At 63.6% G+C, this 13484-nt stretch carries 10 protein-coding genes and 1 riboswitch; of the genes, 4 read left to right on the plus strand and 6 right to left on the minus strand.

Annotated features, from left to right (window positions below; translation table 11 throughout):
• Window position 1: 1 nt before the first annotated feature.
• The 5 genes from ACSQ8Y_RS09715 to ACSQ8Y_RS09735 form a co-directional block, all read right to left on the minus strand.
• Window positions 2-619, minus strand: a complete 618-nt coding sequence (locus ACSQ8Y_RS09715; protein WP_436266247.1) for a MotA/TolQ/ExbB proton channel family protein — start codon at window positions 617-619, stop codon at window positions 2-4.
• A gap of 80 nt (window positions 620-699) precedes the next feature.
• A riboswitch (cobalamin riboswitch) is annotated at window positions 700-917 on the minus strand.
• Between the two features lie 47 nt (window positions 918-964).
• Window positions 965-2581, minus strand: a complete 1617-nt coding sequence (locus ACSQ8Y_RS09720) for a PAS domain-containing sensor histidine kinase (protein WP_436266248.1) — start codon at window positions 2579-2581, stop codon at window positions 965-967.
• Window positions 2582-2732: 151 nt separating this feature from the next.
• Window positions 2733-5000 carry a molybdopterin cofactor-binding domain-containing protein gene (locus tag ACSQ8Y_RS09725; RefSeq protein WP_436266249.1) on the minus strand — a complete coding sequence of 756 codons (2268 nt, stop codon included), beginning with the start codon at window positions 4998-5000 and terminating at the stop codon, window positions 2733-2735.
• Between the two features lie 10 nt (window positions 5001-5010).
• On the minus strand, window positions 5011-5484 hold the full coding sequence (locus tag ACSQ8Y_RS09730) for a (2Fe-2S)-binding protein (protein WP_436266250.1): 474 nt from the start codon (window positions 5482-5484) through the stop codon (window positions 5011-5013).
• A 107-nt stretch (window positions 5485-5591) separates the two neighbouring features.
• Entirely contained in the window at window positions 5592-6461 is an 870-nt protein-coding gene (locus ACSQ8Y_RS09735; protein WP_436266251.1) for an AraC family transcriptional regulator N-terminal domain-containing protein, read from the minus strand.
• 230 nt (window positions 6462-6691) lie between these two features.
• On the opposite strand from ACSQ8Y_RS09735, the gene ACSQ8Y_RS09740 reads away from it, so the two are divergent.
• From ACSQ8Y_RS09740 to ACSQ8Y_RS09755, 4 genes are all read left to right on the plus strand, one after another.
• The gene (locus tag ACSQ8Y_RS09740; RefSeq protein ID WP_436266252.1) at window positions 6692-7156 is read left to right on the plus strand and encodes a hypothetical protein; all 465 of its coding nucleotides are present in this window, start codon (window positions 6692-6694) and stop codon (window positions 7154-7156) included.
• A 50-nt stretch (window positions 7157-7206) separates the two neighbouring features.
• Window positions 7207-8640 carry a Dyp-type peroxidase gene (locus tag ACSQ8Y_RS09745; RefSeq protein ID WP_436266253.1) on the plus strand — a complete coding sequence of 478 codons (1434 nt, stop codon included), beginning with the start codon at window positions 7207-7209 and terminating at the stop codon, window positions 8638-8640.
• A gap of 147 nt (window positions 8641-8787) precedes the next feature.
• Window positions 8788-10272 (plus strand): MFS transporter, encoded by a 1485-nt coding sequence (locus tag ACSQ8Y_RS09750; RefSeq protein ID WP_436266254.1) that lies wholly within the window; start codon window positions 8788-8790, stop codon window positions 10270-10272.
• Between the two features lie 36 nt (window positions 10273-10308).
• Window positions 10309-11286 carry a glycoside hydrolase family 43 protein gene (locus tag ACSQ8Y_RS09755; RefSeq protein WP_436266255.1) on the plus strand — a complete coding sequence of 326 codons (978 nt, stop codon included), beginning with the start codon at window positions 10309-10311 and terminating at the stop codon, window positions 11284-11286.
• A 1022-nt stretch (window positions 11287-12308) separates the two neighbouring features.
• Here ACSQ8Y_RS09755 and ACSQ8Y_RS09760 read toward each other — a convergent pair.
• Window positions 12309-12953, minus strand: coding sequence for a hypothetical protein (locus ACSQ8Y_RS09760; protein WP_436266256.1), 645 nt, complete (start codon window positions 12951-12953; stop codon window positions 12309-12311).
• Between the last annotated feature and the right edge of the window lie 531 nt (window positions 12954-13484).

The raw sequence follows: 13484 nt of genomic DNA on the forward strand, positions 1-13484 counted from the left end.
GTCAGCCTCCGGAGCGCAGCAGGTGCGGCGCCGCAGGCACGGCCTGGGCTTCCAGGCCGGCCTGCCCGGCCAGCAGCGTCTCGGCCGCATAGGCGACGTCGGTCAGGTCGTTGCGCAGCCAGTGCTCGCGCGCCAGCGTCAGCACGTAGGCCGTCACGCTGCAGGCCAGGCCGACCACGGTGGCGGTGAACGCTGTGGTCATGCTCTCGGCCATTTTCGGCAGATTGCCTTGCGCCAGGCCGGCCAGCGAGATGCCCATCGGGATCAGGGTGCCCATCAAGCCCAGCGCCGGGCCGACGCGGACGACGAAGCGCACCGAATCCAGGCGGCGCACGCCGGCCGCGTCGGTGCGCTGCACCAGGCGTTCCAGGCGCACCTCGAGCGGCGGGTTTCCCTGCTGCGCGGCGGCGGCCTGCATCTGCGCGGTGGCCGCGTCGACCAGCACGCGCACGCCGCGCCGGCGCTCGTTCCATTCGGCGACGAAGGTGCCCAGGCAGACCAGCATGTGCAAGGTCAACGCGGCGATGCCCAGCAACACAGGCAGGTACAGCAAAGTGGAAATCGAATACAGCAAGGTTTCGATGGCGCGCACGGCACCGTCGATAGGCAGGTCTGGCATGGAATGTTCCTACGGAGCGGCAATCCTCCCCACTTCCCCGTAGGCGCGATTGCTGTCAGAAGCGCGCCACGCACGGCAGCGCACTTCCACCTGCTCTGGCCGGTATCCGGGCTCGCAAGCCTAGCTGTCCGACCTTCCCATGCCGAAGCACAGTGGTGTTGGGAGACAGCCTGCCGTCAAGGACGACGCTTGCTAACCGTTGCGGGGGCAGCACACCTGACCGCTTGCGCGGCCTGTGTTTCCCGTTTAACTGCGCACGAAGACTACGCGCGCGGGCACCAGAGCGAGCGCATTATACGTTTGGCATGCGCCGCCAGTCCAGTCCTCCGGACCAGTCACTTCAAATTAGCAAGCCTGCTCCAGCGGCAGACAAACCGTGAAGCTGCTGCCGCACCCCGGCCCGGCGCTGTGGGCCGCCACGCTGCCGTGGTGCAGCTCGACCAGGCTCTTCACCAGCGCCAGTCCTATTCCCAGCCCGCCGGACGTGATCTCTTCATGGCCGCCATCCTGCTCGCCTTGGGCGAACAGCTCGAAGGCGCGCTCCAGCAACTCCGGCGCCATGCCGACACCGTTGTCGCGCACCGTCATCCGAACCTGCGGCTGCGCAGCCTCGCTTTCCACTTCCACGCGCAGCACGATCTCGCCGCCGGCCGGCGTGTACTTGGCGGCATTGTTAAGCAAATTGGTCATCACCTGCACCAGGCGCTTATGGTCGCCGCGCAGCCAGACCTCGCCGGGCGGCACCTGCACCGTCAGGCGCTGGCTTGCGGCTTCGATCGCCGGGCGCGCCTGCTCGACGGCGTCCGCGGCGACGCGTGCCGCGTCGATGCAATCCCACCGCAGGCGGACCAGGCCACGCTTCACACGCGACACGTCCAGCAAGTCGTCCACCAGGCCGGTCATATGCCTGACCTGGCGCGAAATCACCCCGCCGGTCTGTTTCAGGCATGCCTCGTTCAGGCCGCCCATGGCCAGCAAGTCGGCCGCCGCGCTGATGGGAGCCAGGGGGTTGCGCAACTCGTGCGCCAGCATGGCCACGAATTCGTCCTTGCGGCGGTCGGCCAGCAACAGCGCTTCCTCGCTGCGCTTGGCTGCGCTGACGTCCTTGAACAAGATGGCGACCCTGCACTCGGCCGGGTCGTCGACGCGGAAGGCGTATAAGTCGAACCAGCGCCCCATCGCCTTCGCTTCGTAAGACGTGCGTACCGGTTCGCCCGTGAGCGCCACCTTGCCATAGGTCTCGAACCAGAATTCTTCGTGCTCGGGCACCAGTTCGCGCATCAGGCGTCCCTCTGCGGCCGGCAGGCCGGTCACGCCGGCAAAGGCCCGGTTGATTTCGCGGAAGCGGTAGTCGACCGGCTTGCCTGCCGCGTCAAACACCAATTCGATGATGCAAAAGCCTTCATCGATCGAATCGAACAGCGAGCGGTAGCGTGCCTCGCTCAACTTTAGCTGCGCCTCGGCAAGCTTTTTGTCATGCACATCGGTCGAGGTGCCGAACCAGCGCAGCACGGCCGCCCCGCTTCTCCCCTCGATATTGCGCTGGGGCTCGGCGCGCGCCAGGAACCAGCGGTATTCGCCGCTGGCCGAGCGCACCCTATGCTCGACGGAAAATACTTCGCCGTTCGCTTTGGCGACCGCCCATGCCGCCAAGGTCGCGGGGATGTCGGCGGGATGGATGAAGCCAGTCAGCTGATCCGGGCCGGTGGCGGCCAGGTCGGCGCCGGTGTAGCTCATCCATTGTTTGTTGACGAATACGGCCCGGCCCGCGCTGTCCAGTATCCAGATCAATTGCGGTATCGAGTCCGCCATCAGGCGGAAACGCCGCTCGCTTTCCCGCAGGCGGCGCTCGGCCTCGTGGCGCGACGTGGCGTGGCGCAGCCGCGCAGGGTTGCCGCCCGCGTCCTGTTTGCTGGCGGCGCTCCGGATAACCGGGGGCTGATCCCTTGAACTCGCTTGCACGTGGCGCTCCGTTTCTCTGGACGAATGCCACAGTATATTCTTAGCTTGCCGAGCGCGACGCGCCGCATCGGCCGAGGGTGCTCCCCGCCGGCGCCCCGGGTTGCGCCGCTACAACGAGCCCCTACCGTCGGCCAAGCCACGCCGGCGCCCCCTACCCTTTGAGCTGGAACGGCAGTGCGCGCAGCGGCTTGCCGGCGAGCCGCGCGATGGCGTTGGCGAACGCGGGCGCCAGCGGCGGCAGGCCGGGTTCGCCGATGCCGGTGGGCGGCTCGGCGCTGGGCACGATGTGGGTGGCGAAGGCCGGCATGTCCGTCATGCGGGCCACGGTGAAGTCGCCGAAATTGCTCTGCTCGACGACGCCGTCCTTGAGCGTGATGGCCGCGCCGGGCAAACACATCGACAGTCCCATCACGGCCGCGCCCTGGATCTGCGCCTCGATGGAACGCGGATTGACGGCCAGGTTGCAGTGCACGCCCGCCGTCACCGCATGCAGCCTGGGCTGGCCGCCTTGCAACGACGCCTCCACCACATAAGCCACCACGGTCTCGAAGGACTCGTGCACCGCCACGCCCCAGGCGCGTCCTGCCGCCAGCTTGCGTTTGCCATAGCCGCTCTTGTCCACCGCCAGCTGCAGCGCGGCGCGGTGCCTGCTCTGTTTCTCGCCGAACATGCGCATGCGGTAAGCCACCGGATCCTGCTTCGTGGCGCGGGCTATCTCGTCCACCAGCGTCTCCATGACGAAGGCGGTGTGGTTGGAACCCACGCTGCGCCACCACAGCACCGGCACGTTCTGCTTGGGATGGTGCACGGTCAGGCGCATCGGGAAGGGATAGGGATCGCGCATGCCTTCGGTCGCCGTGCCGTCGATGCCGTTCTTCACCTGGAAGGGCTCGAACACGGAACCGGTGGTGATGGACTGGCCGACGATGGCGTGGTCCCAGGCCAGCACCTTGCCGCTCGCATCGAAGCCTATTCGTGCTCTGTGCAAATGCATGGGCCGGTAATAACCGCCACGCATGTCGTCCTCGCGGCTCCACACTGTGCGCACCGGCGCGTTCAGGCCCGCCGTGCGCGCGGCCTTGGCAATGCCGCAGGCTTCCATTACAAAGTCGTTGCTGCTGGAGGCGCGCCGGCCAAATCCGCCGCCCGCCATCTGCACGTGTACCTTCACCTGATCGGGCTTGATGCCCAGCACGCGTGCGGCAGCTGCACCGTCGCCGCCCGGGACCTGAGTGCCGACCCACAGTTCGGCGCCCTCATCGCTCAGTCGAACCGTGCAATTGAGCGGCTCCATCGAAGCGTGCGCCAGGTAAGGGAATACAAACTCCGCGTCGATATGCATGGGCGCGGCGGCCAAGGGCGCCATGTCGGCGTCGAACTTGAGCGGGCCCGAACGGCCGGCCAGTTCGCGGTACTCGGCAAGCTGGCGCGCGCTGTCCACCTTTTCCACGGCGCCGGCGTCCCACGCCAGCTTCAGCGCGTCGCGGCCCTGCTTGGCGGACCAATAGCCGGCGGCGACGATGGCCACGCCTTCCGCGCCCCGGTCCAACGGCACCCGCAGCACCGCCTTCACGCCGGGGACGGCGCGCGCCGCGCTGTCGTCCACCGATGCCAGGCGGGCACCGAACACAGGCGGACGCGCCACCAGCGCGGTGAGCTGACCAGGCAGGCCGGTGTCCATGCCGAAGGACTGACGGCCGCTGCTCTTGGCGCCCGCGTCCAGCCGCGCAGTCGGTTTGCCGATGATACGGAAAGCTGCAGCATCCTTCAGCACCACCTTTTCGGGCACCGGCAAGGCCATGGCGGCTTCGGCCAATTCGCCGTAGGCCAGCTTGCGGCCATCGGGCGCCAGCACGGCGCCGGCCTGCGTGCGCAGCGAGGCCGCGTCCACATTCCAGCGCGCCGCGGCCGCCGCCACCAGCATGGCGCGGGCGCGGGCGCCCAGTTCACGGTATTGCGTGAAGCTGTTCTTGATGCTGTTGGAGCCACCCGTCATGTGCATGCCAAAAACCGGGTCGACGTAGGCAGGATGGTTCGACCCGGGCACGCTACGCACCAGGGACCAGTCGGCGTCCAGTTCCTCGGCCAGTATCATCGGCAGCGCGGTCTGCACGCCCTGTCCGAATTCGAGCCGGTTGATGGTGATTGTCACCTCGCCGCTGGGCGCGATCTGGACGAAGGCTGACGGCTGCTGGGTCGGCTTGAGCGCAGCGGCGGGCTGGGCTGCGCCGGTGTCGGCGGCCGATGCGGAGAGCGCCGGCAGCACCGGGAAGGCGCCCAGCACCAGCCCGGCCGAGCCCAGCAGTTTGAGGAAGGAGCGGCGCGGCGGCGCAGTGTGGGCATCGGCATTGGCCTGGTCCCTGGCCATCATTTTCTGCAAGGCGCTGGGCAATTCGCGCGGATCTATATTGTGCAGCATGGCTAATCCTTCAGGCTAGGGAACGGGCGGCGTCGGCGATGGCGGCGCGGATGCGGGCATAAGTGCCGCAGCGGCAGATATTGCCGGCCATGGCGGACTCGATGTCGGCCACACTGGGCTGTTTTCCGCGCGGCAGCGATTTGAGCAAGGCGATGGCGCTCATGATCTGGCCGCTCTGGCAGTAGCCGCACTGCGCCACGTCGTTGCGGATCCAGGCGGCGTGCACGGCGGCGCCGACGCGGTCGCTACCGTCGGTTGCCGCCTCGATGGTGGTGATCTGCTTGCCCTCGGCGGCGGAGATGGGCGTGACGCAGGAGCGGATGGCCTGGCCATCCAGGTGCACGGTGCAAGCGCCGCACAGCGCCGCGCCGCAACCGAACTTGGTGCCGGTCATGCCCAGCGTGTCGCGCAGTGCCCACAGGATGGGCGTGCCGGGGTCGGCGTCTACCGCGCGCTGGCGGCCGTTGACAGTGAGCGTGCTCATGATGGGGCGGTTCTCCGTAGATGGTCAGTGCCGAAAGTATGCACGGCCGCCCCCGGTTAACGCTTGCCCCTTCCGAGCGCATTCTTGCCCGTTTCGACGAATTCAGCTCAGACCTGCAGGCGCCGGATGTCGCGCAGCGGCGGCGCGCCGAACAAGCGCGTGTATTCACGGCTGAACTGCGACGCGCTCTCATAGCCGACCCGGACCGCGGCGCTGCCCGCGTCGATGTCCTCGTTCAGCATCAGCTGCCGCGCATCCTGCAGGCGCAACTGTTTCAGGTACTGCAAGGGGCTCATGCCCGCCACGGCGCGGAAGCGCTGGCGGAAAGTCGACGGGCTCATATGGGCCTGGACGGCCAGGTCGTCCATGGGGAAATCCTCGCGGTAGTGTCCCTTCAGCCAGGAGATGACCTTGGCGATCTGCTGGCTGGGCGTACCGGCCGTCACCAGATGGCGCAGCGCCGGCCCATGCGCCCCGCTCAGCAGCCTGACGATGATCTCCTGCATGGTCAGCGGACCGAGCAAGGGAATCAGCTGCGGCTCCGCCGTGAGCCCGATCAACCGGGTCAGCGCCTCCAGCAAACCCTGGTCCAGCGTAACCACCGCCATCGCGCGGGCACTCCTGGCGGCCGGCTGGCCGGTAAAGTCCATGCTGGCGGCCACCTGGGCGATCGTGCCGGCGTCCAGCTCCAGCCCCACGGCCAGATAGGGCTCGGCCGCGCTGGCGCGCGTCACGTAGGAGACCACCGGCAGGTCGACCGACGTCACCAGCGACTGCCCCGGCCCGTAGTCAAAAATCTCCCCGCTCAGCGAGACGCGCTTGCCCCCTTGCACCGTGATGCCCAGGCCCAGGCCGTAGATGCAGGGCATAGGATCGGTAGTCTTGCTGCGCCTGTAGACCCTTAGCGCCGGGATGGCGGTGCCGTGGTCGCCGTCGGTTTGGGCAAGAGCGCCCAGGCGTTGCAGCAATGTGTCCATCCCGTCCTCCCGAGTCGCTCAAGGGTATGAGCCTAGCACGGGCAGCGGCCGCGCATGCCGTTGCGGCCGCGAACTCAGCGGATCGGGCAATAAAGGCATCGGATCCGGCAAGTATCCGACTTGCATGTTGCTATAGTGTAATTATTACAACAAAGAAAATTCATTTTTGACAATGCGAATACATCGGCGTAGCGTCGGTCCTCCCGATCACCACACTGAGGAACCGTATCATGGCCAACGCACTTTGCTTGATGATGCCTGTACTGCCCGGCACCAACCTGACCGCCCTGGCAGCCACGCTGGCGGAATACCAGACCCAGATCAATGCCGCGCTGACCAGCATCGGCACCGTGCATTTCGCGCGCTTCACGCTGCTCGACCGCTCCCAGCCCAATCTGCTGCCTGACCTCAGCTCGCCGGTGGCGTCCAATACCCTGGTGATCGGCGTCATCACCGAGTACGACGGCGACTTCAACCGCTACATCGGCGATTTCTCGGCCAAGCTGGGCGCGCCATTCGACGCCTTGCTGAAGTTTGTCGTCGGCGGCGCGGCCATCGTCCCGGTCAATAGCCACCTCAGCGCCTTCCAGGCCTTCATCAAACTGAACGACGCATCCCAGCACTTGCCCAACACCGGGCTGTTCTCTGCCTACCCCATGACCGTCCAGCAAATTCTCGCAAAAAAACCGGCCTAAGCCCGGCGGCGTTGCCTTCCGCGCCAGCCCTTGTGAACAGGAGAAACAGCATGGCAAACACCAGCATCGATTTCGACGACGTTCAAGGCACCGTTCTGCGCGGCTACCGCGTGGAGCTGGCGCGCCATTTCGTCTTGCGCATCACCGACGCGGCGCAAGCGCGCAAGACCATCGCCGCTCTGCTCGACGGCAGCGACGGCCTGCCGCAAATTACCACGGCGCGGCGCACCCGGCCCAAGCCGGCCTATTTCATGAATCTCAGCTTCACGGCGCCCGGCCTGGCGCAGCTCGGCGTGAGCCAGGACCAGCTGGCCACTTTCGACCAGGCTTTCCAGCGCGGCGCGGCCGACCCGGACAGCACCGGCGCCGTGGGCGACGTCGGCGCCAGCGCGCCCGAGAACTGGCTTGGCGGCCTGGGCGCGGCAACCCAGGCCGGGCAGGTGCACGCACTGCTGAGCTTGTGGATCAGCGAATCCCCCCAGCTCTTGGAAACGCTGTCGGCGCGCCTGCGGAGCGCTTTCGCCGCCGGCTGGCGCGAGCTCTACGCGCACGACGCCGCCGCATTGCCCGACAACCGCGTCCATTTCGGCTACCGCGACAGCATCGCCCAGCCGGACGTCGACGGCGTGCCCGGCCGCAAGCACTACGAACCGGTCGCGGGCAACAACGTGCCGACCGGCGAAGTCCTGCTGGGATACCCGAATGCCGCCGGCGGCATCTATAGCGTGCAACCGCCGCAGCTGTCGGCCAATGGCAGCTATGCCGCCTTCCGCATCCTGGAGCAGGATGTGCCCGCATTCGAGGCGATGCTGGCGGAGTGCGCGAAAACTTCAGGCCTGAGCAGCGAAATGGTGGCGGCCAAGTTCTGCGGCCGCTGGCGCAACGGCAACCCGCTCGAGCTGTGTCCGGAGGAAGCCGGACCGGTGCTGCCGGACGACCGCCTGAACAACTTCCACTATATCGACAGCGAGCGTGCCGCGCTGGACGACACGCTGGGCATGAAGTGCCCGATCGGCGCGCATATCCGCCGCAACAATCCGCGCGACGCGGCCGTGACCGGCACGTCGGCCAGCCACCACCGCATCGTGCGGCGCGCCATGCCCTATGGCAGCGAATATGACCCGGCCGCCCCGGTAGCCGAGTCGCGCGGCCTGGTCGGCTACTTCATCAACGCCAGCATCTACAACCAGTTCGAGTTCCTGATGAGTGAATGGAATGACCGCAGCGACTTCGTGATGTCCGCCGAAGGACCGCTCGGCCCCAACGCCGGCAACGCCGTGTTCAATATCTCCGGCGAGGACGTATTCCTGGGCGTCAACGACCCGGCAGACAGCTCATTCACCTTGCCAGGCCTGGGCGCCGACGGCAACGGCAATACAACGCTGCAGCACTTCGGGCGCACCATCACCACGCGCGGCGGCGTTTATTGCTTCTTCCCGGGCATAGGCGCGATGCGCTATCTCGCCGGCCTGGGCGGGGCATGACGCCAGAGGCGGCGCCCAGGCGCTGCCTCTTTTTTTGACGCCAAATGGTTGCGCTATTCATTTGGTATGTTTCAATGATACTATAGCCAGGCATGCACCCAGACCCATGCGCAAGCGGCGGGTCTTAAGACTACATAAAGAGACACCATGACAACCATCGACAGCACCAACGCCAGCCTTTCGGCCATCGAAAAGATTGGCTACAGCCTGGGCGACCTGGCCGCCAATCTGATCTTCCAGACGCTGCTGACCTTCATCGCCTTCTTCTACACCGACGTGGCGAAGATCGCCCCCAACGCCGCCGCCACCATCATCTTCGCCGGCGGACTGGTAGGCGCCTGCTTCAACCCACTGATGGGACTGATCGCCGACCGCACCAGCACGCGCTGGGGCAAGTTCCGGCCCTGGATATTGTGGACCTCGGTGCCGTTCGGCCTGATCGCCATCCTGGCCTTCAGCGTGCCCGACCTGGGCCCGCAAGGCAAGATCATCTACGCCACGCTGACCTATGTGCTGCTGATGCTGATCTACTCGGCCAACAACCTGCCCTATTCGGCCCTGAGCGGCGTGCTGACGGGCAGCATGGAGCAGCGCAATAGCCTGTCGGCTTACCGTTTCGTGGCCGTGATGGTGGCGCAGTTCATCATCCAGGTGCTGCTGCTGCCGCTGGTGCTGATACTGGGCGGCGGCGACAAGGTAGCCGGCTTCCAGAACACCATGATGATCTTCGCCGTCGCCGGCACCGTCTTCTTCCTCGCCACCTTCTTCACGACCAAGGAGCGCGTGGTGCCGACCGCCGCGCAGCGCTCCAGCATCCGCCAGGACATCGCCGACCTGCTCGGCAACCGGCCGTGGGTGGTCATGCTGGTGCTGACCATCCTGGTATTCATTACCTTGGCCCTCAAGGGCGGCATGTACATCTTCTACTTCAAGAGCTATTTGAGCGAAGCGCACCTGGCGGCCTTCCTGCGCGACGTCGGCTTCGTGGGCTTCATCGATGGCCTCAACGCCGCGCTCACCAGCGTCGGCCTGACCAAGTTCCAGTGGCCGGAAGACGCCGCCACGTCCGGCTTCAGCCTGTTCAACGCCGCCGGCATCGTGATGATGATCGTCGGGATCGGCTTTTCCAAGCCGCTGGCCGACCGTTTCGGCAAGCGCGACGTGTTCGGCGCGGCGCTGCTGGTGTCGACGCTGTTCATGCTGGCGTTCTATTTCTACGCCCCCAGCTCCATCGGACTGGTGTTCGTCTCCCAGACCCTGCACGGCTTCTTCTACGGCATCACCATCCCGCTGCTGTGGGCCATGATCGCCGACGTGGCCGACTACTCGGAATGGAAGAACAACCGCCGCGCGACCGCCCTGCTGTTCTCCGCCATGATCTTCGGCCTGAAGGCGGGCCTCAGCATAGGCAGCGCGCTGGTAGCGGGCCTGCTGTCGACGATAGGCTACGACGCGCTGCTGGCAGTGCAGCCGGCCAGCGTGGCCGACGGCATCCGCATGTCGGTGAGCGTGTACGCCGCGATTCCTTTCCTGCTCGGCGTCGCCAGCCTGGCATTCTACGACATCAGGAAATCGACCGAACGCACCATCGAACACGACCTGGGCCTGCGCCGCGCGGCAGCCCAGCAATAAACAAGCCCACCATCAACTACACACCAGGTAACAGCAATGCCAGACCAAGTACTCGTCAGCCACATCTACACCGCCGACCCGTCGGCCCACGTATTCGAAGGCCGCATCTACATCTACCCGTCCCATGACATCGAAGCGGGCATCGCCTTCAACGACAACGGCGACCATTTCGCGATGGAGGACTACCACGTCCTGTCGCTGGACGCGCCCGGCGGCACGGTGGTCGACCACGGGGTGGCGCTGCATGTGAAGGACGTGCCCTGGGCCGCGCGCCAGATGTGGGCGCCGGACGCCGCGTGCAAGGACGGCAAATACTATCTGTACTTCCCGGCCAAGCGGGCCGACGGCATCTTCCAGATCGGCGTGGCGACGGCGGACAATCCCTCCGGCCCGTTCGCGCCCGAAGCCGCGCCGATCGAAGGCAGCTACTCGATCGACCCGGCCGTGTTCGAAGACGACGGCGAGTACTACATGTATTTTGGCGGCATCTGGGGCGGACAATTGCAGAAGTACCGCGACAACGAGTACGGCGCATCGAACGAAGAGCCGGTCGGAGATGAGCCCGCGCTGCAGCCCCGGGTCGCGCGCCTGGGCACCGACATGAAGCAATTCGCCGAAGCGCCGCGCGCCATCGTCATCCTTGACGAGCAAGGCAATGAACTGCGAGCCGACGACCATGACAGGCGCTACTTCGAAGGCCCGTGGATGCACAAATACCGCGGCAAATACTACTTCTCCTATTCGACCGGCGACACCCATTTGCTGTGCTACGCCACCGGCGACAGTCCCTACGGCCCGTTCACCCACCAGGGCGTGATCCTGACGCCGGTAATAGGCTGGACCACGCACCACTCCATCTGCGAAGTCGACGGCCGCTGGTATTTGTTCTACCACGACAGCAGCCTGTCCGACGGCGTGACGCACCTGCGCTCAGTCAAGATGACCGAACTGCACTACGACGACGCAGGCAAAATCATCACCATTTCACCTTACCCGGAAGCCGACTTCAAATAACCCCCACCTTGTCGTTCCCGCGCACGCGGGAACCCATGCTGCGCCCGCAAGCATGCGGACTCGGGATTTCGCCTCAGGGGCACCCCGAATAACCGCCAATTTGTCATTCCCGCGAAGGCGGGAATCCATGCTTGGCTCTGAGCATGCGACGTATGGATTCCCCTTGCTGCCGCAAGTCGTTCCGCAGGCGTGGAGCGTGCCCCACGAATTCCTTGCTACACCCTGCGCGGCGGTTCGCCGATGCGGAATGACGGGTATTTCGAGGTACCCTCAGGACTGGGTAGGCCAAATCGCCCTTCGGTCTACTCCAGTCTAATTGAGCCCATTTTGGTCTAATCCAGTCTAAAATACCCTGGCGATTGTCTAGAATAGTCTAAAGAAGTATGGTCCAAGTCTAATTCGGTCCCTTTCCACGCAACGATAGTCTAAAGCGAGCTATATTCCGTTTCCTCGGTTCAATCTTTAGGCTCGTTTCGACAGCGGATTCAATTACGCAAAAATGGCCGGGCGAAGCGCAGATTTGAATGGAAGGATGAATATCTTCCCGCCGACGGAAGCCGCACCGCCGACTGCAGAATCCGCTTTGAAGAACAGCAGCGAAAGCAGTCTAAAAGAAAAATCGAGAAGTCTAGGACGGTCTAGCCGCACGTACCCAAAAGGCTAATCTAGTCTACGAATTTCCTTACGAAGTCGAATTCGGTCTAGAAAAAATGGTGCATGGGAGATTCTAGACGTTATTAGACCGAACTCGCGCCGTTTAGACCAAATTAGACTGACTGCAGAAAAGAGACACCCCATCCCCATGCCAAAATTCTTTGCGCTAAGCCGTACGGCCCGTCTAGGTGGCAAATCGAGTGGCGCTTGCTAGCCTTCGGGAGGATCTCGATTCAAGCAACTGCCGCGACTGGCCGCTGTCATCCGCACCCATTGCGGACCGTCGCATTTACTTTCCCAAACGCCACTACTCACGGAACGTTACGATTTTGGCTTTTTATCGAAATCACTCTACCACGAACTTCCACCTAAATCTCAACTTGGTCTCTACGCCTGAATTTCTGTAGTTCCCAGACCGATAGACTAGATGGGTGGGCCTGGAGCAAAAGAGAAGCAATAGCATTTTCGTACTCGGCTCGAGAATTGCTTGTCGTCCAATCATAGTTGAGTCCCGCAAGGTCACGAATTATGCCATCGACAGGGCAATGCGGAGGTTCCTCAATAAATCCACCCACCCATAGGTATTTTAAATGAAGGTTCACGAGCTTTTGAGCGACACCAAATCGTAGGTGTCCACTGTGAAGATATTTACTGTGGGTTTGGCTGACCCTTTCAGCTAAAGAGGAAATGTAGTCGCAGTGAAATACCTCAGATACGCGTCCGTTCGAGTATACCTTTTCAATCGCTTGCAATTCTTCGCGTAACGCATCTTTGAAAGGGGTTCGTTGGTATTCTCGGAAAGCGCTAGCGTAAATTGGAGCTTCCCCATTTCGCGTCGATAGCGCGGCCTTTAGCGTAAGTATGCCCAGTTCGTAGCGCAAGAATGTAGTCTTATCTTGATGCAAGGCATGGCATATTTCGTCGGTCTCAGAAATACCATTTCTGACAATGAAATTGCATCCGCCGATGTGGATGCGCCCGTCTTCCGAATTAAATGTCAGAGCATGATCCATTTTCTATATTCAGTCTTCAATAAATTGCATAGCCAGACGCCGACCCACCGACCGGCTGCTACTGGCCGGCAACGACCCAACCTCGTTCACGCAGCACAGCATATCATGTTGCCTCAATGGAAAATACGCGAATTCTCACACTCGGCATACTGGTCGGCCTGCGAAAATGAAAAAGCCCGGCATCACCCGGCCTGCTTGGCCTTGCCTTCTTTGTCTACGCTTTTAGATGGATGTGCGCAGCGACAGCGAATAGCTGGCGCCTGGCTTGTACTCGTCGAACACCATTAGCGCCACCCAGCACATCCAAACCCGTGTCGGCGTCGACTCTGATGCGCCGGCGTCAAACAAATGATGCCGAACATCTGCTCCAGCCGCGCCAGCGTGTAGCTGGCTGCGATCTCTTGGTCAAAAAAAAAATGCCGGGGCCATGCAATGGCACCCGGCGAAAAGACCTTATGGAAGCGCTAGCAATCCAGTGTTAAAGATACGACTAACATGAAACTGATAGCGCAACCATTTCAGTCTAACCCC

Origin of the sequence: Pseudoduganella sp. LjRoot289 (assembly GCF_964252925.1) — a bacterium.
In the GTDB taxonomy this organism is placed as follows: Bacteria; Pseudomonadota; Gammaproteobacteria; order Burkholderiales; family Burkholderiaceae_D; genus Rugamonas.

Bases quoted from the DNA above. Each gene is read 5' to 3' on its own strand.
- ACSQ8Y_RS09715 (WP_436266247.1), bottom strand. From the start codon at position 619: ATGCCAGACCTGCCTATCGACGGTGCCGTGCGCGCCATCGAAACCTTG.
- ACSQ8Y_RS09725 (WP_436266249.1), bottom strand. From the start codon at position 5,000: ATGCTGCACAATATAGATCCGCGCGAATTGCCCAGCGCCTTGCAGAAA.
- ACSQ8Y_RS09730 (WP_436266250.1), bottom strand. From the start codon at position 5,484: ATGAGCACGCTCACTGTCAACGGCCGCCAGCGCGCGGTAGACGCCGAC.
- ACSQ8Y_RS09735 (WP_436266251.1), bottom strand. From the start codon at position 6,461: ATGGACACATTGCTGCAACGCCTGGGCGCTCTTGCCCAAACCGACGGC.
- ACSQ8Y_RS09740 (WP_436266252.1), top strand. From the start codon at position 6,692: ATGGCCAACGCACTTTGCTTGATGATGCCTGTACTGCCCGGCACCAAC.
- ACSQ8Y_RS09745 (WP_436266253.1), top strand. From the start codon at position 7,207: ATGGCAAACACCAGCATCGATTTCGACGACGTTCAAGGCACCGTTCTG.
- ACSQ8Y_RS09750 (WP_436266254.1), top strand. From the start codon at position 8,788: ATGACAACCATCGACAGCACCAACGCCAGCCTTTCGGCCATCGAAAAG.
- ACSQ8Y_RS09755 (WP_436266255.1), top strand. From the start codon at position 10,309: ATGCCAGACCAAGTACTCGTCAGCCACATCTACACCGCCGACCCGTCG.
- ACSQ8Y_RS09760 (WP_436266256.1), bottom strand. From the start codon at position 12,953: ATGGATCATGCTCTGACATTTAATTCGGAAGACGGGCGCATCCACATC.